General features: G+C 42.2%; 18 protein-coding genes. 4 read left to right on the top strand and 14 right to left on the bottom strand.

All coding sequences use genetic code 11. From position 1 onward, the window contains the following. Positions 1-75 precede the first annotated feature (75 nt). From FDF36_RS13045 to FDF36_RS13030, 4 genes are all read left to right on the top strand, one after another. Complete coding sequence (locus tag FDF36_RS13045; RefSeq protein WP_220391603.1) at positions 76-1224, top strand: FecR family protein; 1149 nt, start codon at positions 76-78, stop codon at positions 1222-1224. Positions 1225-1389: 165 nt separating this feature from the next. Continuing rightward, positions 1390-4788, top strand: coding sequence for a SusC/RagA family TonB-linked outer membrane protein (locus tag FDF36_RS13040; RefSeq protein WP_220391602.1), 3399 nt, complete (start codon positions 1390-1392; stop codon positions 4786-4788). A gap of 14 nt (positions 4789-4802) precedes the next feature. Continuing rightward, positions 4803-6647: a RagB/SusD family nutrient uptake outer membrane protein gene (locus tag FDF36_RS13035; protein ID WP_220391601.1), complete on the top strand. Its 1845-nt coding sequence runs from the start codon at positions 4803-4805 to the stop codon at positions 6645-6647. Positions 6648-6738: 91 nt separating this feature from the next. Continuing rightward, the gene (locus FDF36_RS13030) at positions 6739-8331 is read left to right on the top strand and encodes an alpha-galactosidase D (RefSeq protein WP_220391600.1); all 1593 of its coding nucleotides are present in this window, start codon (positions 6739-6741) and stop codon (positions 8329-8331) included. Between the two features lie 74 nt (positions 8332-8405). Here FDF36_RS13030 and FDF36_RS13025 read toward each other — a convergent pair whose 3' ends face one another. The 14 genes from FDF36_RS13025 to fucP form a co-directional block, all read right to left on the bottom strand. Next, a complete protein-coding gene (locus FDF36_RS13025) occupies positions 8406-8726 on the bottom strand; it encodes a heavy metal-binding domain-containing protein (protein WP_005822750.1) in 321 nt (106 codons plus the stop codon). Between the two features lie 293 nt (positions 8727-9019). Continuing rightward, complete coding sequence (locus FDF36_RS13020; RefSeq protein WP_220391704.1) at positions 9020-10231, bottom strand: cysteine desulfurase; 1212 nt, start codon at positions 10229-10231, stop codon at positions 9020-9022. 11 nt (positions 10232-10242) lie between these two features. Next, positions 10243-11586 (bottom strand): Fe-S cluster assembly protein SufD, encoded by a 1344-nt coding sequence (gene sufD, locus FDF36_RS13015; protein ID WP_005779333.1) that lies wholly within the window; start codon positions 11584-11586, stop codon positions 10243-10245. An 8-nt stretch (positions 11587-11594) separates the two neighbouring features. Then, complete coding sequence (gene sufC / locus FDF36_RS13010) at positions 11595-12347, bottom strand: Fe-S cluster assembly ATPase SufC (protein WP_005779335.1); 753 nt, start codon at positions 12345-12347, stop codon at positions 11595-11597. 23 nt (positions 12348-12370) lie between these two features. Continuing rightward, positions 12371-13117, bottom strand: a complete 747-nt coding sequence (locus FDF36_RS13005) for a hypothetical protein (RefSeq protein WP_220391599.1) — start codon at positions 13115-13117, stop codon at positions 12371-12373. Next, a complete protein-coding gene (gene sufB, locus FDF36_RS13000) occupies positions 13117-14571 on the bottom strand; it encodes a Fe-S cluster assembly protein SufB (protein WP_005779339.1) in 1455 nt (484 codons plus the stop codon). Before sufB ends, FDF36_RS13005 begins: the two co-directional genes overlap by 1 nt. Before the next feature lie 5 nt (positions 14572-14576). Further along, a complete protein-coding gene (locus FDF36_RS12995) occupies positions 14577-15080 on the bottom strand; it encodes a CvpA family protein (RefSeq protein ID WP_005812179.1) in 504 nt (167 codons plus the stop codon). 74 nt (positions 15081-15154) lie between these two features. Continuing rightward, entirely contained in the window at positions 15155-18205 is a 3051-nt protein-coding gene (infB, locus tag FDF36_RS12990) for a translation initiation factor IF-2 (protein ID WP_220391598.1), read from the bottom strand. A gap of 120 nt (positions 18206-18325) precedes the next feature. Continuing rightward, complete coding sequence (gene nusA / locus FDF36_RS12985) at positions 18326-19588, bottom strand: transcription termination factor NusA (protein WP_005812181.1); 1263 nt, start codon at positions 19586-19588, stop codon at positions 18326-18328. Positions 19589-19590: 2 nt separating this feature from the next. After that, positions 19591-20058 carry a ribosome assembly cofactor RimP gene (gene rimP / locus FDF36_RS12980; RefSeq protein WP_005779347.1) on the bottom strand — a complete coding sequence of 156 codons (468 nt, stop codon included), beginning with the start codon at positions 20056-20058 and terminating at the stop codon, positions 19591-19593. 137 nt (positions 20059-20195) lie between these two features. Then, positions 20196-21410, bottom strand: a complete 1215-nt coding sequence (locus tag FDF36_RS12975) for a 6-bladed beta-propeller (RefSeq protein WP_220391703.1) — start codon at positions 21408-21410, stop codon at positions 20196-20198. Continuing rightward, the gene (locus FDF36_RS12970) at positions 21410-22561 is read right to left on the bottom strand and encodes a 6-bladed beta-propeller (RefSeq protein WP_220391597.1); all 1152 of its coding nucleotides are present in this window, start codon (positions 22559-22561) and stop codon (positions 21410-21412) included. The genes FDF36_RS12975 and FDF36_RS12970 overlap by 1 nt, the downstream gene beginning before the upstream one ends. Positions 22562-22731: 170 nt before the next feature. Then, positions 22732-23835: a tetratricopeptide repeat protein gene (locus tag FDF36_RS12965; RefSeq protein ID WP_022012907.1), complete on the bottom strand. Its 1104-nt coding sequence runs from the start codon at positions 23833-23835 to the stop codon at positions 22732-22734. 13 nt (positions 23836-23848) lie between these two features. Further along, positions 23849-25180 carry an L-fucose:H+ symporter permease gene (gene fucP, locus FDF36_RS12960; protein WP_220391596.1) on the bottom strand — a complete coding sequence of 444 codons (1332 nt, stop codon included), beginning with the start codon at positions 25178-25180 and terminating at the stop codon, positions 23849-23851. Between the last annotated feature and the right edge of the window lie 4 nt (positions 25181-25184).

Here is a 25184-nt window from a genome sequence, read left to right as displayed (position 1 = left end):
ATCTAAAAAAAATGGAATCCGGATAGGACATTCCCGGGTAAACTGCGTCTTTATTTATGTAAACCTATTAAAGTAATGAGAAAGAATAAGTTTAAATCATTTGCCTCACGCCTGAATAAGGATGGCGATCATCCGGAAAAGACATCATTTGAATCTCCGGAAGAGCAGGAGGAATATGATAAGCTCGACTTTCTCTGGAACCGATGTCTCCCCGAAGAAATGGGTGAACCGGAGATATGGACAAAAGTGCGGGAAAAGATAAATGCCGGCAACACCCCGGTTCGTCTTGGCTCAAAGAATAATAAGATGACACGACTGTTCAGTATCCTGAGATATTCAGCAGTTGCGGCTTCTGTAGCCCTTTTAATAGGAATAAGCTGTTTTCTTTTGTTGAATGACGAAGAAAGGCATGACTTAAATAAGATCGCACAAAGTCTGCAAACAGAAATTCCACAGGACATCAAAGAAGTAACACTGGTCGTTTCAGATCAAAAAAAGATAGAATTGGATAACAATGCCCAGGTCGTCTATTCCGCAACAGGCCAGGTGCAGGTCAACTCTAATAAACTTACAGAAGATGATAGTAAAGAGGAGTACAACCAGATTATCGTTCCGAAAGGCAAACGCTCGCAGATTGTCTTAGCCGATAACAGTAAAATATGGATCAATTCCGGGAGTAAAGTTATTTATCCCCGCGCATTTGAAGGGAAATATAGAGAAATTTATGTGGAAGGAGAAGTGTATCTGAATGTAACACATGATGCTTCGAAACCATTTATTGTGAATACTTCCGGATTTGAAGTACGCGTTTTGGGTACATCTTTCAACATATCGGCCTACAAAAATCAGGAAAAAGCCACAGTCGTACTGGTGGATGGTTCGGTCAATGTAAAAGACCAGCAAAACCACCATATAAAAATGGTGCCTAATGAGAAAGTGGAACTTAATGAGAAAGGTATATCGGGAAAAGAGAAAGTAAATGCCCGTGACTATATCAGTTGGATTGATGGGATATGGACTTTGCAAGGAGAAAGCCTGAAACAAGTTTTGCAACATTTACGAGATTATTACGGTCAAGACATACGATGTGCCACTGCAGTAGAGGACGAGCAAATGTTTGGTAAACTCTACTTGAATGATGATCTAAATCAGGTAATGAAGTCAATTCTGTCTATTTTACCTGCTGAATATACAATGAAAAACAATGTTATCTATATAGAATAATACAAGTTTAAAGCAACCAATGTTTAACCTTAAAAACACACACCATTATGTAGAAAAGAAAGTAGATAAAAAAGAAAATCGGATAATACGCCCATATTATCCGACTCTAATGACTTTTTATTAAATCACAAACTTTTAATGATTAACTAAAATCAATGTAAATGTATGAAAAAGAAAGCAATTCCTTGTCATAAGGCAGGAAGGATTACGTCCTTTTTTTTATTAATTAGTATTTTTTTACTTATACCGAGTATCACTACTCCGATTTATGCTGCAAAGACTTATGCCCAGCAAACTGTTTTCACGCTTCACGCAAGTAATAAAACTGTAAAAGAAGTGTTGGAATACATTGAGAAAAACAGTGAATTTGTTGTTTTGTACTCAAAAGATCTCTTACCTGTACTACAGAAAAAAGTCTCTGTTTCGATAGATAAACAAAACGTAGAATCAATTCTGAATATTTTATCTAAAGAGGTGGGATTGAAGTACAGCATCAACGACCGTCAGATCACAATTAGCAAAGTTGCGACAGAAGCACCACAACAGGAAAAAAAAATCAAAATCACCGGTCAAGTTCTTGACGAAAATGGAGAAGGGATTCCGGGAGCAAATATCATAATAAAGGGTAATAGTGCATTGGGAACAGTCACTAATGTAGAAGGAAACTTTACATTAATGGCTCCGGAAAACAGTACATTAGTAGCCTCCTTTATCGGATATACCCCGGTTGAAATTCCGTTAAAAGGGAAAAAAATAGTTGTTTTCAAACTGGTGCCGGATGCCCAAAGTCTGGAAGAAGTAGTGGTAGTGGGATTCGGTACGCAGAAAAAGGCCAGCGTTGTAGGTGCCGTACAATCTATCAAACCGGCTGAACTCCGGGTACCTTCCAGTAACCTGAGCACATCATTTGCCGGACGTATAGCAGGTGTGATTTCTATGCAACGTACCGGTGAGCCGGGTGCCGACGGAGCAAACTTCTGGATACGTGGTGCCGCGACCTTCAGCGGAACAACGGACCCGCTGATCTTTATTGATGGTGTCGAAGTTTCAGCAGGAGACATGAATGCTATTCCCTCGGAAGCTATCGAGAACTTTTCAATATTGAAAGATGCTTCGGCTACAGCTCTTTACGGGGCCCGTGGTGCCAATGGTGTTATCCTGATCACTACCCGGACTGGTAAAGATCTTGAAAAAGCACGCATCAACGTACGCATCGATAATACATTTACCGCACCGACACGCACACTCAAACTGGCCGATGCGGTAACAGCCATGAAACTACGAAATGAAGCCATCCTGACCCGTAATCCCGATGGCACACCAGCTTTCTCAAATGACAAAATTCAGGGAACGCTTGAGGGTAGAAACCAGTATGTATATCCCAACGTTGACTGGTTCGACTATATGTTTAAAGATTACTCCATGAACCAATCGGCCAACCTGAATGTAATGGGCGGTACAAAGAAAGTAGACTATTTCATCAGCGCCTCCATCAACAACGATAATGGTATGCTGAAAAAAGACCCGAATAACACATTCGACAACAACATACAGAATCTTCGTTACTCGTTCCAAAGCAATGTAGGAGCATGGTTGACCTCAAGCACCAAAGTAAATGTGAGAATCAACTCGCAAATAGTCAATTACAATGGCCCGTCAACCAGCATGGACGATTTGTATAAATACGTAATGGAAGCTCCATCAATGTATTTCGCACCTGTATATCCGAATATCAACCGTGAAGATCACACTATATTCGGAAATAAATCGGGGGGGCCTATCGGTTCCGGAGGATTCAGTATTTATCGCAACCCCTATGCAAGCATGGTACAAGGTAGTTCTAAGCAAAGCGCATACACCATTAATACAGCTTTCGAACTGGAACAAAAACTTGATTTCCTGACCAAAGGATTAAATTTTAAAGCACTGGTTTCTTTTAAAAACTGGTCGAAGACTACTGTAAACCGCTCCTTTTCACCTTATTTCTATGAACTACAGAACCCCCAGGAGCAAGAAGACGGAAGCTATATTTATGATTATAACTCCATTAGTAAGGGACGTACTGCTCTCGAGACATCAACTTCCACTACGGGAGATCGCCTGATGAACCTGCAAGCTACATTGAACTATCAGCGCATGTTCGGCGACAAACATGATGTCGGAGCAATGTTAGTATATCTTCAGCGCGAATACAATCTGAACAACCCGGACAACAATTATTACAATACACTGCCGGAACGCAACCAAGGGTTAGCCGGACGTGTTACCTATGCTTATGACGGACGCTATTTGGCTGAATTCAATTTCGGCTACAATGGTAGCGAAAATTTTGAAAAAGGGAGCCGCTATGGATTCTTCCCTTCACTGGCTGTCGGATATCTTATTTCCAACGAACAATTCTTCGAACCATTGACAAAGGTCATCTCCAACTTAAAAATACGTGCTTCGTACGGATTGGTAGGTAATGCGGATATCGGTTCTAACCGTTTCCCCTATCTCACGAAAGTAAATTTGGGTGGAGCCGGATTTGTATTCGGTGACCAGTGGCAAACCTCATCTAACGGAGCTACCATTACTACTTATGGAGCTGAAAAGGTGACATGGGAGATCGGTAAAAAGTATAATGTAGGTTTCGATCTGGGATTATTCAATAAATTAAGCCTCAACGTAGATTTCTTTAGAGAAGACCGTAAAGACATCTTCCTCAGACGTAACACGATTCCTGCAGAAAGCGGTATTACCGGAGATCTCCGGCCATATGGTAACTTGGGTAAGGTACGCAACCAAGGTGTTGACATGTCGTTAGACTATAATCACGCTGTCAGCAAAGATTTCATGATTTCTGCCAAAGGTACCTTCACATACGCAAAGAACCAGTATATCGAAATAGACGAACCTGACTACGAATACGCATACATGTCACAAGTAGGATGTCCTTTGAATCAGTATAAGGGCTATATTGCATTAGGACTCTTCAAAGATCAGGAAGAAATTGACAACAGCCCTAAGCAGATATTAACCGGAGTAGTACAACCGGGCGATATTAAATATGCAGACCTCAATAAGGACGGAAAGATTGATGGAAACGACCAGACTTATATTGGTAATCCGGAATTACCCCAAATCAGCTACGGTCTGGGAGTCAGCATCCAGTACAAAAAATGGGATGCTTCTATCTTCTTTCAAGGAGTAGGTAAAAGAAGCATCATGTTGAGTGACATCCACCCTTTCGGCGGAGAATCGTATGGCGTCATGCAGTTTGTTGCCGATAATCATTGGACAGAAGCAAACCCGAACCCCGAAGCAATGTATCCGAGACTGACAAACGGAAAGAACAACAATAATAACCCCAACTCTACTTACTGGCTAAGGGACGGTTCTTATATCCGACTTAAAAATGTGGAATTAGGATACTCCTATAAGTTCTTACGTGCTTATATCAGCGGACAAAACCTGCTGACATTCTCTAAATTTAAATTATGGGATCCGGAACTCTATACTTCAAACGGATTAAAATATCCGACACAAATTATGGGTTCCATCGGTTTACAGTTCACTTTTTAAAAATCTGAATAATTATGAAACTAAGAAATATAATTGTAGCTTTACTAATAGGAACTAGCTTACACTCTTGTGACTATCTGGACATTGTTCCCGACGACACCCCTATTCTAGCCGATGCGTTCAAAAACGAACAGACAGCCGAGAATTTTGTCTTCGCTTGCTATTCTTTCATTCCCAATTATCTGAACTTCCGCCAAAACTTCAGTTGGTGCACAACTCCGGAAACTGTCGGATCGGCACACTGGACTACCACCTGGTTCACCTTCATGAAAATGCAGCAAGGATTGTATAATTCTGCTGATCCGATCATTGATGTGTGGCAGAGTTCATATAACGGTATCCGCCAATGTTATACGTTCCTAGATAATATTGATGATGTAAAGCCATCACAAATCTCGGAGGCAGACCTCGCAGCCAAGAAAGTACTTTGGAAAGGTGAAGTAAAATTTCTGATTGCCTACTACCACTACCTGCTGTTGCAGAACTATGGTCCTATCGTCATACTTGACGAAGCAATTCCTCTTAATGCATCGAAAGAAGAACTCTTCAAGCCACGTGTACCCTATGATGAATGCGTAGAACGGATTGCCAAAATGTTCGACAACGCTTCTGCAGACCTGCCTATGTCAGTAAAAGCTTCCAACTACGGTCGTGCAACAAAAGTTATTGCACAAGCACTGAAAGCAAGAATGTACTTGTATGCGGCCAGCCCACAGTTCAATGGAAATGCCGATATGTATAAAGATTTCAAGAACAAGGACGGACAGTTGCTTATGAACCTGACTTATGACAAGAATAAATGGAAAACTGCCATGGATGAATGTAAAAAGGCGATCGACATGGCACATCAAGCCGGAGCAGAGCTTTATAAGTATACAAAGAAAGGCAATCTGCCGGAATTTAATCAAGCCATCGCCAATACACGTAACCTGATTGTGGATGCGTGGAATAAAGAACTGATCTGGGGATATAGTGGCTGGAAAGAAACATGGGCCGACGGAAACTCCATTCAGACACACGTAATTCCCAAAGGTATCAGTACTTCTTCGGGAGCACCTTACGGAGCTTTAGGTGCAACGGCTTTCAGTGCGGACATGTATCTGACCAAGAACGGACTTCCGATAGACGAAGACCCGGAGTTTGACTATACACATCGTTTCACAGTAGCCGAAGGGGATTCGGTAGCAGTGCTTCATCGCAACCGCGAACCACGTTTCTATGGTTCTATTGGCTTCAACCGCGGAGACTACCTGATCAACGGAGACACCATTAACCTCAAAATGCGCTTCAAGGAACAGAATGGAACACGTGATGCGGGAAGTGACCAGTTATATGGATCATACGCTATCGCCAAACTGGCTCATCCAGAAACTTTTGTTAGTGGTACCAGCAACTCTCTGGTAGCTTTCCCTTTCCCTATCATCCGCTTAGGAGAATTGTATCTGGACTATGCAGAGGCCTACTTTGAATACAACGGCACATTGGAAGGAGATGCACTGACCTACTTTAACCTGATTCGCCAGAGAGCCGGTATTCCTAATGTAGAAGTTTCCTACAAAGGACTTCCATCGGGGGATAAACTTCGCAAGGTAATTCATCGTGAAAGAACTGTAGAGCTGATGTTCGAAGGACATATGTCATACGACTATCGCCGTTGGCTGATTGCCCTGAAAGAATGGAGCGGTATGGAAAATGGTATGACCGGATTGAACTCTTACGGTACAACCAACGAAGAGTATTATAAAAATGCACGTTTGGATGCTCAGCCATTCATCTTCAGGAGTGAACAGTATCTGAGTCCGATTAAACAGGATTACTTGAATGTAAACTCAAACCTGGTTCAGAATCCGGGTTGGTAATTCATCTTTCCGAATAATATAAATTAGCCTGTATATACCTACCACCGGACAGGGATATACAGGCTATTTTACCTTACAAAAACAACACCTTATGAAAAAGAAAAAAGTTACTACTTATTGCTGCCTTCTGTTATTGGCAAGCTTTTTCACAACTGTCATGGCACAAAACACAAATACTCCCATAATGGGGTGGAGTTCATGGAATACATTCCGAGTACATATTAATGAAGAACTAATAAAAGAAACAGCTGATGCCATGGTCAACCGGGGTCTGAAGGATGTAGGCTATGGATATGTGAATATAGACGATGGATACTTTGGAGGACGAAATTCGGAAGGGCATCTTTTTGCCAACAAAGAAAAATTTCCGAATGGGATGAGGGTTCTGTCCGACTATATTCATTCAAAGGGACTGAAAGCAGGCATATATTCTGATGCAGGTAGTAACACTTGTGGATCCATCTATGATGCGGATACACTCGGTATCGGTGTCGGATTCTGGAAGCACGATGATATAGACAGCCGGACCTTCTTTAAAGACTGGGGATACGATTTCATTAAAATAGACTGGTGTGGCGGTGAAGCGACCGGACAAAGTGAGCAGCAACGTTATACGGATATCTACAAAGCGATCTGCCGGACAGGACGGACAGATGTTCGATATAATATATGCCGATGGCAGTTTCCGGGCACTTGGGCTACCCAGTTGGCAGGTTCCTGGCGAATCCATACAGACATCAATCCACGATTCACTACAATCGACCGAATCATTGAAAAAAATCTCTACTTAGCACCCTACGCAAGCCCGGGGCACTATAATGACATGGATATGCTTGAAGTGGGAAGAGGGCTCACGGAAGACGAGGAAAAGACTCATTTTGGAATATGGTCTATCATGTCTTCTCCCCTAATGATCGGATGCGATCTTCGTACAATTCCTGAAAAGACTTTATCAATTATTACCAATAAGGAAGTGATCGCATTAAATCAGGATTCATTAGGTCTGCAGGCTGAAGCCATTGAACGGGGAAAGGACTATCTGATTTTATCAAAAGCCATTCAGAAACGTGAAGGCAAACTACGTGCAGTGGCACTATATAACAGGAGCAATACAGATCAGCAGATCAGAGTCGATTTCGATAAGCTCTATTTATCAGGGGATGTACGAGTGAGAGATCTATGGAACCATCAAGAAATGGGAACATTCAACGGCTACTATGAAACGTTAGTTCCTGCACACGGAACAGCTTTAATAAGACTTGAAGGTAGCAAACGTCACGACCGAACATGTTATGAAGCTGAATATGCTTTCATGAAAGAGTTTCTGCCAGACAACAAGCAGACAGCTCATTTTATACCAAAATCAGGAGCCTCAGGAGAATACATTATGAAAAATCTTGGAAACTCACCTTCCAATTGGGCAGAATTCAGAAACGTGTATATTAGCAAAGGAGGAGATTATCAACTTAAGTTAACTTATTATTCAGGTGATAAACGCGATATCCAAATAGCTGTAAACGGAACAGAATATAAACGGTCTAACCTTTATTCCGGTACATGGGATAAAGCAGCTACAACAACTATCAAGGTTAAACTTCGCAAAGGCTATAACACAATACGTCTACATAATTCGTACGGGTGGGCACCCGATATTGATAAGATGGAAATCATCAAAGGTCGTTAACAATAGGTAAACATATAATCCATACGAGTGTTACAGACTTCCGTAACACCCGTATGGTCTTTATAGTTACTTTGTTATTCCAAAAATACAGCTGTCCCGCTGGCAGTTACCATCAACATACTACCACTTCCCCCAACTGTTTCGTAATCCAAATCAACTCCGATCACAGCATTAGCGCCCATTTGGCGAGCTTGTTCAGACATTTCTTTCAGAGCAGTGTCCTTTGCCTGACGAAGCACTTCTTCGTATGAACCGGAACGTCCGCCTACTATATCACGAATACTGGCAAAAAAGTCACGAAAGACATTGGCACCTATAATTGTTTCTCCAGACACAATGCCGTAATAAGTGGTTATTCGTTTTCCTTCGATAATTGGAGTGGTTGCTAATAACATAATTCTTGTGTTATTTAAAGGTTATATTACTATTAGACGATAAAGAAAGAAAAAGGTTGCAGGAATCGTCTATTTATTATTTAAACAGATCGGCATTCGAAAGTAAATGTACACGATACTCGCTTCACTCCTCTTTGATTTATAGAGGTAAATTATACCTAAGAAAGAGGAATTAAAAACATAATCCTAAAGTCATTCAACACATCCCGGAAATCACTTATCAAATATAAAAAGTGTCGTAAAAGCAACAGCCTTCACGACACTTTAATATCTATAAAGATTCATACATTTCTTCAGAACATCTTACTGACCCGTTCGATACCTGCTATAAGAGCATCAACTTCCTCTTTTGTATTATACATGGCAAATGAGGCGCGAACCGTACCTTCAATCCCTAAACGACGCATTAACGGTTCTGCACAATGATGTCCCGTACGGACAGCAATGCCCAATCGATCAAGCAAGGTACCCAGATCCAAATGATGTATATCGCCTACCAAAAATGAAATTACACTACTTTTATGCTCAGCCTCACCAAAAATACGCATATTCGGAATTTCTTTCAGCCGTTGCATAGCATAGGCTGTAAGCTCATGTTCATGTAATGCTATTGAGTCTAAGCCAATACCTGTGACATAATCCAGCGCTTTGGCAAGCCCGGTAGTAGCAATATAGTCTGGGGTTCCAGCCTCGAATTTAAATGGTAATTCACCGAAGACAGTCTTTTCAAATGAGACGGACTGGATCATCTCTCCTCCACCCTGATAAGGCGGAAGACGCTCAAGCCAATCTTCCTTTCCATATAAGACGCCTATCCCGGTAGGCCCGTATATTTTATGACCAGAGAAAACAAAGAAGTCAGCATCCAAATCCTGTACATCCACCTTCATGTGAGGAATGGATTGAGCACCGTCAATCATAACAGGTACTCCATGAGCATGCGCCGTGGCAATCATCTCTTTCACCGGATTGATTGTTCCCAGTACATTGGACACTTGGGTTACGCTGACGATCTTAGTACGCTCAGAAAAAAGCTTTTCGTACTCATCAAGTAACAGCTCACCTTTATCATTCATCGGAATGACTTTAATCGCAATCCCTTTACGGGCTGCCAGCAACTGCCAAGGTACGATATTACTGTGGTGTTCCATCACTGAAATAATCACTTCATCCCCCTCTTGCATGAACTCTTCACCAAAACTGGAAACAATTAAATTAATGCTCTCTGTAGTGCCGCGAGTGAAAATGACTTCACGAGTACTACGTGCATTAACGAACTGACGCACAGTTTCACGTGAGGCCTCATGCAGTTCTGTTGCCTGTTGAGACAGGAAATGAACCCCACGGTGTACATTCGCATTGACCGAGTAATATTCATCTACAATCGAGTCAATCACCAAGCGCGGCTTCTGAGTAGTCGCTCCGTTATCTAAATAAACCAAAGGCTTGCCATATACCGTACGACCGAGTATGGGAAAGTCTTCACGTATCTTCTGAATATTCATTTTATCACTGATTATTTGCAAATAGAACATCCCTGGCACTTATTCAGTTCACCACGGAAACGTTTTTCAACCAACAAATGCAGGCGATCTTTCAATGCCTCCAAACGAATGGTATCAATCACCTCGTTGACAAAAGCAAACATCAACAGCAAACGGGCTTCCTTCTCTGCAATACCACGAGCACGCATGTAGAAGAGAGCATTTTCGTCCAATTGACCTACTGTAGCTCCATGGGAGCATTTTACATCATCGGCATATATCTCCAATTGTGGCTGAGTATACATACGGGCATCACGAGTGGCACAGAGGTTACGGTTTGTCTGCTGAGAACTGGTATGTTGTGCATCCGGACGTACAAGTACCAATCCGGCAAAAGCACCCACTGACTGATCATCAAGTACATACTTGAATAACTCATTACTGGTACAATTCGGCACAGCATGATCTATCGAAGTATTATTGTCCACATGCTGGTTCTTATCGGCAATGGCCATGCCACAAAGATTAATCTCGGCACCTTCACCGGCAAGGGTAACCTCTGTCGTATTACGGGTTGTCCCGTTGTGAAGTGTCATCCCATTGAGCAGTACATTGCTATTCGCTCCCTGCTTCACATACAGATTGCTGAAACGCACTGTGCTGGTATGGGTCTCTTCCAGTTCGTAAAGATCGAAAACAGAGTTTTCTTCCGCAAACACTTCAATGACTTGCGTTGCCAGAAAGTTTACATTATCCATGGCATGATCACAAACCAGCAAACGGGCCTGAGCTCCCTCTTCAAGGATAATCAGCACACGTCGGTTTACCATGAAATTGACATCTGCACGAAGTATATTAACCAACTGGATGGGTTTATCAACAACCACATTCTTCGGGACATACATCAGTACTCCGTCTTGAGTAAAAGCTGTATTAAAGGCCGTTACTGCATCCTTCGAAGTATCTGCCAACTTACCGTAATACTTTTTTACAAGTTCCGGATGTTGCTCAGCCATTTCTCTCAGACCGCCGAAAATAACTCCCTCAGGTAATCCGGACTTAGGAAGTGCCTGATTGTAGAATGCATCGTTCACCACAAAAAACAATGAGGTACTCATATTCGGAACATCGCATTTAAACACCTCATAAGGATTCACCGGAATGGGTAGACGATTCAGATTCAAGCCGTAATCCGGCTCGAAGAATTTACTGACATCCGTGTATTTGTACTTTTCCTGCTTCCGTGTAGGAAATCCCTGACGCTCGAAATCAGCAAAAGCTGCCGCCCGGGGAGCATTCATGGGCTCGGCACTATGACGACAGATCATCGCTTCACACTGAGCAAAAAGATCTATGTATTGCTGTTCTACATTCATAATCACACTCATTCTCCTAATTCCTTCTTAATCCAATCGTATCCTTTTTCTTCCAGCTCAAGAGCGAGTTCCGGACCCGCTGTCTTCACAATACGTCCCTTATAGAGCACATGTACGATATCCGGCTTTATGTAATCCAACAAACGCTGGTAGTGAGTGATGACAATACAACTGGTATCGGGTGTCTTCAATTTGTTTACTCCTTCGGCTACAATACGAAGCGCATCGATATCGAGTCCGGAGTCCGTCTCGTCCAGAATGCTAAGACGGGGTTCGAGCATAGCCATCTGGAAAATCTCGTTACGTTTTTTCTCTCCACCCGAGAAGCCTTCATTTACCGAACGGTTTGCCAATTTGTTATCCAACTCAACTACTGCACGCTTTTCACGCATCAGCTTCAGGAACTCACTGGCTGTCAGAGCAGGCAAACCTTTGTATTTACGCTGTTCATTGACAGCAGCACGCATAAAGTTAACCATGCTCACACCCGGAATCTCTACCGGATACTGAAAACTAAGGAAGATACCTTCGTGGCTACGGTCTTCAGGACTTAATTCCAAAAGATTCTTACCGTAGAATGTAATACTCCCTTTCGTCACTTCAAAAGCAGGATTACCTACCAGAACAGAAGAAAGCGTACTCTTACCTGAACCATTGGGTCCCATAATGGCATGTACTTCGCCCGGATTCACCGTCAAGTTAATGCCTTTCAATATCTCTTTGCCGTTAATGCTGGCATGCAGGTCTTTTATCTCTAACATGATCTTATCAATTATTTCATTATCTATTCTTCTCCAAAAATAACTTCGTCCAACAATTGCAGTATGGAATTGCCGTCTGTCTGCGTAATAGTAAAAGGAAAATTCACTTTCACTCCTACGCTTAATGTCTGCCGCATCCCGCTACTACGCACTATCCCGGTCCCCCGGGAATTAGTCTTCTCTACTTCTCCATTCATTCTTCCGGCAATGCCCATCCGGAAATTATACTCCAGAGTGAAAGCAAGACATGAAAGAAAATATATATCGGCCCCTATCACCGGAGAGAGAGTGAATAGCGGTTCTTTTACTTGATATCGGCAATCGTAGTCTTTACGAAATTCCTGCCTTGAAGGGTCGTAGTAACTGCCACTGGTTATACCGTATTGTCGACGTGGAGACAGATTCCATGCTGTGGAGAGTCCCCCGTAAGGCTGAATCACAAAACGTTGTGGCAGGAAATAGTATCGCCCTCCCACTTCCAGATTGCTCAGTGAGGCAGAAATACCGGGATTCAGTTTTATCTCTTCACCTGTATAGCCGCCCTTCAAAGAGAAACGGGTATAAGGAATATAATACTCCAGCAATAAAGTATGTATATGGCCTGTAGAAACAGCTTTTCCCGAAAGTGTGTTCTTTGTTACTATCGGCCAGTCTCCTCCCCAAGAGCCACTGATTGCCCATCTTCTTTCCTGATCATCCAGATCCTGTGCAAACGCTATACCTACATAAAGCAGGAATATCAATAACCAACCAATTCGTTTGCACCCCATTATCCTACACTACCTTCAAGAGAGATCGTAAGCAACTTCTGAGCTTCTACAGCAAATTCCATCGGAAGTTTATTAAGTACCTCCTTTGCATAGCCGTTTACAATCAGCCCAATGGCATCTTCAGTGGAAATGCCACGCTGATTACAATAGAATATCTGATCCTCACTAATCTTACTGGTAGTTGCTTCATGTTCAACAACTGCTGTTTCGTTATGAATATCCATGTAGGGGAAAGTATGTGCACCACACTTATCACCCAGCAACAATGAATCACACTGGCTATAATTACGGGCATTATCCGCCTTTTCGGCTACACGAACCAGCCCACGGTAAGAGTTCTCACTTTTTCCGGCAGATATACCTTTACTGACAATCGTACTACGGGTATTCTTACCTAAATGAATCATTTTAGTTCCTGTATCTGCCTGTTGGTAATTGTTTGTCACTGCTACCGAATAAAATTCAGCGGTAGAATTATCACCGGAGAGAATGCAAGAAGGGTATTTCCAGGTAATGGCTGATCCCGTCTCAACCTGAGTCCACGAGAGTTTGCTATCTACTCCTTTACAATTACCACGTTTCGTCACAAAATTGTATACTCCACCTTTACCTTCGGCATCACCCGGATACCAATTCTGAACGGTACTGTATTTTACTTCTGCACGATCGTGTACCACAATCTCGACAATAGCGGCATGTAATTGATTCTCGTCCCGCATTGGGGCGGTGCAACCTTCCAGATAGGAAACATAGCTATCGTCATCTGCTACGATTAATGTACGTTCGAACTGCCCGGTATTGGCTGCGTTGATACGGAAGTATGTGGAAAGCTCCATCGGACAACGTACCCCTTTGGGTATATAAACGAAAGAACCGTCTGAAAATACCGCAGAATTTAATGCTGCAAAAAAGTTATCCCGATAACCTACTACAGATCCAAGATACTTCTTCACCAGGTCGGGATGTTCACGCACTGCTTCACTGAACGAACAAAAGATAATACCTTTCTCCATCAGTGTTTCCTTAAAGGTCGTTTTCACAGATACTGAATCCATCACTGCATCCACAGCCATACCGCTCAGTGCCATTTGCTCTTCCAAAGGAATACCCAGTTTATTGAATGTCTTTATTAGTTCCGGATCAACTTCATCCATACTCTTCGGACCTTCTTTCTTCTTTGTAGGGTCGGCATAATACGAAATGGCCTGATAGTCAATCTCAGGTATACGCAAGTGTGCCCAGGTAGGCATCTCCAGTGTCAGCCAATGACGATAGGCTTTCAGACGGAATTCCAACAACCAGTCCGGCTCGTTCTTTTTAGACGAGATAAGCCGCACTACGTCTTCATTGAGTCCCTTCTCTATGATATCTGTATGTACCTCCGTAGTGAAGCCATATTTGTACTTCTCCTGCGTGAGTTCTTTTACATATTTATTGGGTTCTTCTTGTTGCATCATTTTTATTTGAGTATATATTGTTGTGTAACCTCTTTTGCTGCGGGAAAGAACATTCCCGCAAACCTTTCCATAGGATAATATAACAAGGATTCCTCCTTCTTTGTTTGACTAATCAACTGGCTATCTGTATCTATGAATTGAATGACACAGACAACCAGACTCACCAGTAAAAGATATTTCAAGGCTCCAAGTCCGGCTCCAAGCAAACGATTCAGCCAGCCAAGCGAAACTGCCTCCATCGCCTTTGTCAACACTGAAGCCACTAACGTAAAGATTAATGGTACAGCTATCCAAATAATGACAAATGCCAATATCTGTGCCACAGTCATGGAATCTGTCACTGTAGGACATAACTTTACAGCCAGTGAAGTATACAAAGCTTTTGCCGCCAGCAACCCCACAATCAATCCAAGTATGGAGGCAAGCTGCCGAATAAAGCCTTTCATAAATCCGATAATAACACCGGCTCCAAGGGCAATCAGTATGATAATATCTATGGTAGTCATTCTATGTAAAACGAAAACGGAGACACGGAGTTGTAATCACTCTGTGCCTCCGTATATTTTCAGTTTCGTGAGAATTATAAAGTTTGCTTCACTTCTACTTCTTCGTAAGTTTCAATCATATCCCCTACCTTCAAATCGTTGTAGTTGACAAGGCTGATACCACATTCAAAGTTTGTACCTACTTCCTTCACATCATCTTTAAAGCGCTTCAAGGCATTAATAGAACCTGAGAAGATTACGATACCATCACGGATCAGACGAGCCTTATCCGAACGTTTCACCTTGCCTTCTTTCACAACGGCACCGGCCACAGTACCCACCTTAGTAATGTGGAATACCTCACGCACTTCGATAGTAGCAGTCACCACCTCTTTCACTTCCGGAGCAAGCATACCTTCCATAGCAGCCTTCACCTCTTCGATAGCAGCGTAAATTACAGAATACAAACGTATATCTACTCCTTCCTGCTCGGCAAACTTGCGCGCTGAAGCTGACGGACGCACCTGGAATCCAATGATAATAGCATCTGAAGCAGCTGCCAATGTCACATCTGATTCTGAAATCTGACCTACAGCCTTGTGGATCACATTAACCTGAATCTGTTCGGTAGACAACTTGATCAACGAATCACTCAATGCTTCGATAGAGCCGTCCACATCACCTTTCACAATTACGTTCAGTTCCTGGAAGTTACCCAAAGCAATACGACGCCCCACTTCATCGAGAGTCAACAGCTTCTGAGTACGCAATCCCTGTTCACGCTGCAATTGTTCACGCTTATTGGCAATTTCACGGGCCTCTTGATCAGTCTCAATCACATGGAATGTGTCACCTGCGGCAGGAGCCCCATTTAAACCGAGAATCAATACCGGTTCCGAAGGTCCAGCTTGTGTTACGCGTTGATTACGTTCATTGAACATAGCCTTTACACGGCCGTAACTTGTTCCGGCAAGCACAATATCACCTACCTTCAGCGTACCATTGGAAACCAATACAGTAGCAACATATCCACGTCCCTTGTCCAGAGTTGATTCAATAATTGAACCCGTAGCATTGCGGTTCGGATTTGCCTTCAAATCGAGCATTTCTGCCTCCAAAAGGACTTTCTCCATCAGTTCGGGTACTCCGAGACCTTTCTTGGCCGAAATATCCTGCGACTGGTATTTACCCCCCCACTCTTCTACGAGATAATTCATCTGAGCCAGTGTCTCTTTAATTTTCTCCGGATTAGCATGGGGTTTATCAATCTTATTAATAGCAAATACAATAGGAACACCCGCAGCCGCAGCATGATTGATAGCTTCTTTAGTTTGAGGCATTACATCATCATCGGCAGCTACAATAATAATCGCAATGTCCGTTACCTTCGCACCACGGGCACGCATTGCTGTAAACGCTTCGTGACCCGGAGTATCAAGGAATGTAATCTTACGTCCGTCCTCCAATGTAACGTGATATGCACCGATATGCTGTGTGATACCTCCGGCTTCACCCGCAATTACATTTGCCTTACGGATATAGTCAAGCAATGAAGTTTTACCGTGGTCTACGTGACCCATGACTGTAACAATCGGAGCACGGTGTTCCAGATCTTCCGGAGCATCTTCCTCTTCAACAATGGCCTGAGCTACCTCCGCACTGACATATTCGGTCTTAAATCCGAATTCTTCAGCAACAAGGTTGATTGTTTCCGCATCCAGACGCTGGTTGATAGAAACCATCATACCTATACTCATACAAGTTCCGATAACCTGATTAACAGATACATTCATCATACTGGCCAATTCATTGGCAGTCACGAATTCTGTCAATTTCAGTACCTTGCTTTCTGCCATCTCCTGATCTTCCAGTTCCTGCATACGGTTCGATACCAAATCACGTTTCTCCTTGCGATATTTGGCTCCTTTGTTCTTACCTTTACTTGTCAGACGAGCCAAAGTTTCTTTTACCTGCTTTGCTACATCTTCTTCGCTCACTTCCTGCTTCACTACAGGCTTCTTAAAGCGATCTTTATTATTGTTGTTACGGTTTCTGTTTTGTCCGCCGCCACCTTGCTGATTTCCTCCACGGTTATTATTGGTACGCTCACTGTTTGGAGTGGGATGCGCAAAGTTAGAAGCAACGTTGTTCACATCTACTTTTTCTTTATTGTTGTTGATGCGGTTACGTTTCTTCTTACCGTTGGGATCAAGATTTTCTTTACCGGCTACTTTAGCTTGTTTATTATCTTCTTTACGGATTTCCTTGATGATGGCTTCCTTCATCTGTTTCTTCTGATCCTGACGAAGTTTTTCCTTTTCTTCACGCTCTTTCCGTTTTTCTTCTTTCGATTTTTTCTTCGGACGGGTCGACTGATTCAATGCAGCCAGGTCAATCTGTCCGATAACATTAATCTTAGATACAAACTCAGTCGGACGAATCTTAAATACGCCCTCCTCTTCCTTCTCTACTGGAGTAGCCGGTGCTTCTGCTACCGGTTTCTCTTCTTTCTTCTCTGTTTTTTCTGGAGATACCACGACTTTGGGTTCTTCTTTCTTGACTTCCTCAACCACTTTCTTCTCTGTTTCTGCAGGCTTTTCAACCACCACCGGTTTCGGTTCTTCTTTCACCGATTTCGATTCCGAAGCAACAGGAGCCGTAGCGACTTCTTCTTTTTTCACTTCGTTGACAACAGGCTTAACCTCTTCCGCTACCTTCTTTTCTTCAGTAGCTACTACAGGTTGTGGTTTCGGTTCTTCTTTCACCGGCTCTTTTTCAGTTCTCCGGTTCAGTTTATCTAAATCTATTTTTCCGACAGGTTTAAACTTCGGACGTACATCTTCCGGAATGACCGTCTTAATCACATCGTCAGCAACGGCCTTCTCCGGTTCTTTCTTATTATAACCATCAATAGAAACAGATGCCTTATTGCGATCTTTGTTTTGACGTTCCTGAATGAAACGTTCCGATTCAAGTCTAAGGTTCTTATCTGTGCTGAACTCTTTCACGAGCATTGCATACTGCTCCTCGGTAATTTTCGTATTCGGGTTTGCCTCAACGGTATACCCCTTCTTTTGCAAGAACTCAACTACCGTCGCGATTCCTACATTTAAATCTCTTGTAACTTTGTTTAACCTTATCGTCATACTTTAATTTAAAGAATAATGGAGAAAGAATAATTTGATAATCGTTCAATATGCCAATGTGCCAATTCCTATACGCCCTTTCTGTTTATTGGCATATCGGCACATCATCGCATTGATCTATTATTCATTATCTTCAAACTCCGATTTCAAAATGCGTAATACCTCGTCCACCGTCTCTTCTTCCAGATCCGTTTTTTCAATCAGCATTTCGCGAGGTGCAGTCAATACGGACTTAGCCGTATCAATGCCAATTGCTTTAATAGCATCAATCACCCATCCGTCGATTTCATCTCTGAATTCATCCAGATAAATGTCTTCATCCTGCGCGTTTTCATCCAACTCACGGAACACGTCGATGGTGTACTCGGTCAACATACTGGCCAGTTTGATATTCAAACCGCCTTTACCAATAGCCAACGATACCTCTTCCGGTTTCAGGAATACCTCAGCTTTACGTTCTTCTTCATTCAACCGAATAGAAGAGATTTTGGCCGGGCTTAAAGCACGCTGGATAAACAATGAAATATTTGATGTATAATTAATCACATCAATGTTTTCATTGCGAAGTTCACGTACGATGCCATGAATACGACTTCCCTTTACACCTACACAGGCTCCTACGGGATCAATTCTGTCATCATAAGATTCTACCGCAATCTTAGCACGTTCACCGGGAATACGGGCAATCTTTTTGATGGTAATCAAGCCATCGTTTATTTCAGGTACTTCCATCTCGAACAAGCGCTGCAGGAAAACCGGAGAAGTACGCGAGAGGATGATCTTCGGATTGTTGTTTTTGTTGTCCACGCGTGCCACCACTGCACGGGCAGTTTCTCCTTTACGATAAAAATCGCTTGGTATCTGCTCTGTTTTCGGCAACAATAACTCGTTTCCTTCATCGTCAAGCAGCAACATCTCTTTTTTCCAGATCTGATATACTTCTGCGTTGATGATAGTACCTACTTTGTCAATGTATTTATTATAAATACTGTCCTTTTCAAGCTCAAGAATTTTAGAAGCCAGTGTCTGACGAAGATTCAAAATAGCACGGCGACCGAACTTAGCGAAAATCACTTCATCGGTTACTTCTTCACCCACTTCGTAAGAAGCATCGATTTTTTGTGCTTCAGTCAACGAAATTTGCATATTCGGGTTAGTCAAATCCTCGTCTGCCACTACCTCACGGTTACGCCATATTTCAAAGTCACCCTTATCCGGGTTCACAATTACGTCGTAATTTTCATCAGTGCCAAACATTTTCGCGATCACACTACGGAACGACTCTTCAAGCACGCTTACCATCGTGGTTCTATCGATATTCTTCAGTTCCTTAAATTCCGAAAATGTATCAATCAAGCTGATTGTTTCTTCTTTCTTGGCCATAATTATTTAAAACTAATTAAGTATTTAGTATATTTTATATCATCATAGGTGAAGGTTTCATCCTCTTCTACCAACTGAGGACGTTTGGCTCCTTCGGGTTTTACTTTCTTTTGTACGGTCACAACAAACTTTTCTTCATCGGCATCTTTCAAGACCCCGCTCAGTTTGCGTCCGCCTTTAGTCAGTACTTCCACCTCCAGGCCGATGTGGTTATAGTACTGTTGCAATACTTTAAATGGCTGTCCGATTCCGGCAGAACCTACTTCCAGCTCATAATCTTCCTCTTCACGGTTCAGTTTCGACTCAATGAAGCGACTCAGCTCCACACAGTCTTCAATCCAAACCCCTTCTGCATGGTCAATTTCGACCACAATTTTGTCATCAGGGCTGACGGTCACTTCTACCAGAAAATAGTCTTTTCCCTCCAGCCACTCTTCAACAATCTGACAAACAGTTCTTTTTTCTATCATTGATTAACTATTAAGAACAAAAAAAGGAGCTTAATCGCCCCTCCACCTTTCATCCGTTTCGGGTGCAAAGATATAAATAATCTGTTCGACTACAAAATATTAGAGAAAAAAAAGAAATGATAAGAAAAAAACAGGAACTATCTACATTTCAATCGACCATAGAAAATATAATTGTTATCGTTTTCTTTAATATTCCCAAGCAGTTCGGTCAGCTTTCTTCGATCCGAATCCGAGATAATCTCACCTGAAGACAAACGATCCTCAACCATTTGCTTCAATCGTGCAGGTTCAACATTCCAAACATAATATCCGTCATGAGATGAAAAGAACCAGTCAGCAGGAATGCCACCTAAGAAATCATTGTATATTTCAACAAAAGCGCCTCGTAAAGTATGTTTATCAACCATATAATATTCCGGAGGAGTGGTAGTTGACGAATGTGGACTTAGCCTTACAGGATATGATATTTCTCCCCAGAAGTGATTCGGCAACTCTCCGAAGCTGTGTGGGGTCAACTCATGTCCTCCATAATCAAGCGTAAAACGTGGAACGAGCCTAAACTCGTGGTTATTATAGTGATATAATGAATCGTTACGATATTGCCCTCCAAACCAGAAACCGATGTCCATCACCGTCCCATTATTCAGAGATTTGATTTCATTTCCATAATCATTCACGGCCAAATACCCTGCCGGAAGTTCTTTTATAATCTTGCCATCCAAACTTTGCGTCCAAATCATAGGCGAATGCCTATCACCTACAAAGTCACGATTAAAAGAAAGAGCACAAACATGCACTCGTCCTCGTTCCGTTTCTACATGAAATATCCCTTTAGGTGACCAATGCGCCAATCGAATCGGTTGAAGTATATCTCCCTGTAAATCGAATACCAAGATATGGTCGGCCTGCCAACATAACACATAAAGCCGGTTATTCTCCTCATCCATCTGTGCATCGTAAACTAAGCCATATTCACCCGCACCTTGACCAAAGGAACCGATATCCCTCAAATAGGTCCCGCTTTTAGTAAAAAGTTTGAAAGGGACATGCCCCATTTTATATACTAAAATATACTGTTTGCCAATAATTGTTTTGGAAGGAGAGACCAATGCAGCATCCCGATTATCAAGTATGACCATTTCCAGTTCCTCGACAAAATGACTAAGAGGTACAGTAACCGTATCCTTCAACATAGACAAGTGGCAGACCCAAACGCTATCAGAACCTGCCATTTCAACCGTAGCCACTTGCTTATGCCCCCAAACATCATTTATCTCCCCGGAAGCTAATGGCGAACAAGCCATTAACTTCCCAAGAAGACAAATAATCAATATCTTGCGGAACAGCTTCATCATTTATTGAAGTTCATAATTTGTAATACAGGGTTACCTTCTTCAGGTATAGAGTCCATTATTGCCCGGAAACGAGGGTCAAACTGCTCTTTTTCAGCTTGCATCGACTCTCCTTTCATAGTAGAAGGCCAATAATAACCAATGCCGATACCTGGAGTATTTGTTGTACGGGTTCTCTGTACATTGCAGACATCTTTTAAAACAGCCCATCCGGTTTCATTTTTCAAAGTATACATTTTCTGCTCCTTCTTATCGAAATAATAATAGTTCATTGGCATATCCGGAGTCAACCATTTCGTACCGAGCGTAGTATACAAAGTATAGTCTTTAGCATCGATCGCCGGATGTAGCTTAACAAACTCTGCATTTTCAAATTTATATTCTGTCACTTCATCAATAACCTGTTTTACTTCATATGTTTCAGCATCAATAAAATACACGCCTTTCAATGATAAATCTGAAAATAAAATCCCACCATAAGCAGGCTTCAATGGTTCATAGCCAATACGCCCCTCGCTATCCCACACAAAATTATCTATCGTAATAGGACACACATGCAACTTTTTGCCATCTTTTTTAGAAAGGATGCAAACTGCCTCTCCGTTATTACGCTTTGTAAAAGGACAATATACCAATACAGCCTTATCATTCAAGTTAGCAAACTTCCAAGAGCAACCGGGTGTCGGGAAGCTTCGTTTAAATTTCCCATTCAAATCATAAACTATAAACTTTTTAGCGCGGTCCAACACTATAATTTCTTTGTTAGGACTGTCCACATAGAAAGAGTTCAGAGATGCCCATTCCTGAGGGCCGCCTCCTTTATGACGCATTTGCAATAATGGATTTCCCTGACGGTCAAAAATAAATATAGCCTGCTGCTCTTCATCCTGAATATAAATCCGGTCTTCAGTGACCTGTATACAAGGATTTGTCGGTAACCTACCCAACAATGAATTTTCATTGTCTTTTAATGCCACATAATCCCTAACTGCCAGATCGGACAGTTTCAACTCTTTTACCGGATACTCTTTTAATCCATCGTAAACAAAAGGAGTATTTGCCACCTCTACCTGTTTTCCGGAATTAGACGAACATGCTACTAAAACAAGTAGCCCTGCCGACATAATGAAATAGTTCAGTCGATTCAACATATCATGTACATTTTTAAAGTTTTGATATTGCAAAATTAACCATCGGGCACAGGAAAAACAAAAAGGGATATAGACAAAGCACTTCAAAAATGGATATGCTATCATACTACATATCAAGACATTACATAAACCACCTCTTAAAATAGCATGGACAAACAAGTTTCCGAGAACTAAAAACCACGCAAAAAGTCATCTAAAGAGTCCGAATCCTCTGCTCCAAGCTTCTCTCGCTTGATGCGAAATTTCTTTTTACTAACCGAGGTACGACTAATACAATAAATATCGGAAAGGTCCTTTATACTGACATTGATCTTCACCAAGCAGCAGAAATAAATATCTTTTAAAGTCAACAAAGGAAAGCGTGCAAGCAACCGTTGTGAAAACCCATCATAAGCATTATCCACCGTCTGACGAATTTCCTCCCACTCTCTTTCCGACAAAGCTATGCGATGTTCACCACTCTCCTGCTCTTCTTCATTGAGGGAGGGTATTTTACGCAAAACATCGACCTTACGGAACAAAGACTCGCGCAAAACCGCCTCTTTCTCTCTCAAAGCACTTAACTCTTCAGTTTGTTTCAGTATTTGGTTCTCTTGCTCCAACTTGGCTTTCTCTTCAAGAAGCAGACGCTCTTTTTCACACTTTATCTTATTTTGCCGGTAGAAAACAAACAAAGCAACCAGTACAAGCAGACAAAGGCTCAAAGTTAACATGGCAATTTCCCGATTCTGTTTGGCAATCTTCAATTGGTTTAACTCGTTTTTCAACCTCTCTTCCTGATATAGAGCTTCACTGTTATCACTCTGCACATGGCCTATCTCCACCCGGAAAAGCGCATCTGCCTTCTGCGTAGAGTAGAACACTTGCTTCTCATTTCCTTCCATAAGTTCCAGTTCTGCAAGTTTCCTCCAAGCTTCGATAGCAATATGCGGATGAATGGAATGGGCTGCCATACTAAAATAACGACGGGCGGAATCATATTGATGGATAGAATAATATACATTCCCACGTGCCAGCATATAATAAGGACGTCCGTAATGTTCCACTTGGCTACGAGCAGAATCCAGCCAAGATAAAGCTTCCTGATAATTATTCTCTGCCAGGCAACTGTCAGCCCGTTTCTGGCAATGCCATTCCCATTGACGAAGCTTCATGAACGCCGTATCCACCGGTATAGTAAACACTGCTTCTTCCGCTAATGACACTTTCCCACAAGAAACGAATGACACAAGCAGAAGGAAACAGTTGCTCAGAAGAATCGTCAAACACCGCATCCGATTCTCAACATTACTTTTGTGTTGCTTTTATCTTTCTTACACGTGCACACGTACGATGCCCATAAATGATAATCACTACGAAACAGATAAAAGGAAGTATAAAAGACAAGTTTACAGCAGGCATACCCAACAATGTATGTTGGTCAATAATACAAGCCTGTAGCGGTGGTAAGATAGAACCTCCCAGAATTGCCATAATTAAACCGGCAGCCCCAAACTTGGCATCATCACCCAAACCACAAAGAGCAATGCCATAAATCGTGGGAAACATTAGTGACATACAAGCCGAAACAGCTACCAGGCAGTACAATCCCCATATATTTTGCAAAAAAATCACACCTAACGTAAAAGCGCCACCCGCAATCGCAAGAATCTTGAGAAGCATGCCCGGATTCAAGTAGCGAAGAATAAATGTACACACAAAACGGCTTATGCAGAAAATAATCATAGCAATTATATTATATTCCTGGGAAAGCACTTCAGCAGCTTTCTCTTCCATTCCCTGCGACATAAACAGGCGTGTTCCATATTGGATAACAAAAGTCCAGCACATAATCTGTGCACCCACATAAAAGAATTGCGCTATGACTCCTTCTCTATAATGATGAACTCTAAAAATACGCTTTAGCGTTGGTATAAAATCAATATTATGATTCTTATCACCATTCTTAGGCATTTTAACGGCACGTATCAGAAAAAGCATGGCAAGAATCACTAATCCTATAATCAGGTAAGGGGCAATCAGCACGGACAAATCCGATTCTTTCAATACCTCAAACTCAGAGGGAGACAATTGGCTGCGTTCTACCGTATCCATCGGATTCAGGCGCGCCTGAATGAAGTTCATGGCTACATACATACCCAATAATGATCCCATTGGATTAAACGACTGCGCCAGATTCAATCGTCGGGTCGCCGTCTCCTCCGTACCCATCGATAATATATACGGGTTAGCACTTGTTTCCAGAAACGAGAGTCCACACGTCAAAATAAAATAAGCGAGCAGGAAAGGGTAATAGTCACCTGTCATCTTTGCAGGGAAAAACAGCAAGGCACCCAAAGCATATAGCCCCAGTCCCAGCAGGATACCGGCTTTATAAGAGTATTTACGAATAAACATTGCAGCAGGAAAGGCCATCGCAAAGTAACCTCCGTAAAAAGCGACCTGCACCAATGCCCCGTCGGTGACACTCATACGAAATATTTTCGAAAAGGCCTTTACCATTGGATTGGTAATATCATTAGCGAACCCCCATAAGGCAAAACAAGAAGTCACTAAAATAAATGGCAGGATGTAACTAACTCCATCTTTATGAAGAATGGAACGATTGGTGTTTTTCATGGGT

Source organism: Bacteroides fragilis (genome assembly GCF_019583405.1).
Classification (GTDB): Bacteria; Bacteroidota; Bacteroidia; order Bacteroidales; family Bacteroidaceae; genus Bacteroides; species Bacteroides fragilis_B.
This window is presented reverse-complemented; position numbering and strand designations above follow the sequence as displayed.

Bases quoted from the DNA above. Each gene is read 5' to 3' on its own strand.
- FDF36_RS13025 (WP_005822750.1), bottom strand. From the start codon at position 8,726: ATGTTATTAGCAACCACTCCAATTATCGAAGGAAAACGAATAACCACT.
- FDF36_RS13035 (WP_220391601.1), top strand. From the start codon at position 4,803: ATGAAACTAAGAAATATAATTGTAGCTTTACTAATAGGAACTAGCTTA.
- FDF36_RS13020 (WP_220391704.1), bottom strand. From the start codon at position 10,231: ATGAATATTCAGAAGATACGTGAAGACTTTCCCATACTCGGTCGTACG.
- FDF36_RS12970 (WP_220391597.1), bottom strand. From the start codon at position 22,561: ATGTTGAATCGACTGAACTATTTCATTATGTCGGCAGGGCTACTTGTT.
- FDF36_RS13040 (WP_220391602.1), top strand. From the start codon at position 1,390: ATGAAAAAGAAAGCAATTCCTTGTCATAAGGCAGGAAGGATTACGTCC.
- FDF36_RS12965 (WP_022012907.1), bottom strand. From the start codon at position 23,835: ATGCGGTGTTTGACGATTCTTCTGAGCAACTGTTTCCTTCTGCTTGTG.
- FDF36_RS13030 (WP_220391600.1), top strand. From the start codon at position 6,739: ATGAAAAAGAAAAAAGTTACTACTTATTGCTGCCTTCTGTTATTGGCA.
- sufD (WP_005779333.1), bottom strand. From the start codon at position 11,586: ATGAATGTAGAACAGCAATACATAGATCTTTTTGCTCAGTGTGAAGCG.
- sufB (WP_005779339.1), bottom strand. From the start codon at position 14,571: ATGCAACAAGAAGAACCCAATAAATATGTAAAAGAACTCACGCAGGAG.
- FDF36_RS13045 (WP_220391603.1), top strand. From the start codon at position 76: ATGAGAAAGAATAAGTTTAAATCATTTGCCTCACGCCTGAATAAGGAT.
- sufC (WP_005779335.1), bottom strand. From the start codon at position 12,347: ATGTTAGAGATAAAAGACCTGCATGCCAGCATTAACGGCAAAGAGATA.
- rimP (WP_005779347.1), bottom strand. From the start codon at position 20,058: ATGATAGAAAAAAGAACTGTTTGTCAGATTGTTGAAGAGTGGCTGGAG.
- FDF36_RS12995 (WP_005812179.1), bottom strand. From the start codon at position 15,080: ATGACTACCATAGATATTATCATACTGATTGCCCTTGGAGCCGGTGTT.
- fucP (WP_220391596.1), bottom strand. From the start codon at position 25,180: ATGAAAAACACCAATCGTTCCATTCTTCATAAAGATGGAGTTAGTTAC.
- FDF36_RS12975 (WP_220391703.1), bottom strand. From the start codon at position 21,410: ATGAAGCTGTTCCGCAAGATATTGATTATTTGTCTTCTTGGGAAGTTA.
- nusA (WP_005812181.1), bottom strand. From the start codon at position 19,588: ATGGCCAAGAAAGAAGAAACAATCAGCTTGATTGATACATTTTCGGAA.
- FDF36_RS13005 (WP_220391599.1), bottom strand. From the start codon at position 13,117: ATGGGGTGCAAACGAATTGGTTGGTTATTGATATTCCTGCTTTATGTA.
- infB (WP_220391598.1), bottom strand. From the start codon at position 18,205: ATGACGATAAGGTTAAACAAAGTTACAAGAGATTTAAATGTAGGAATC.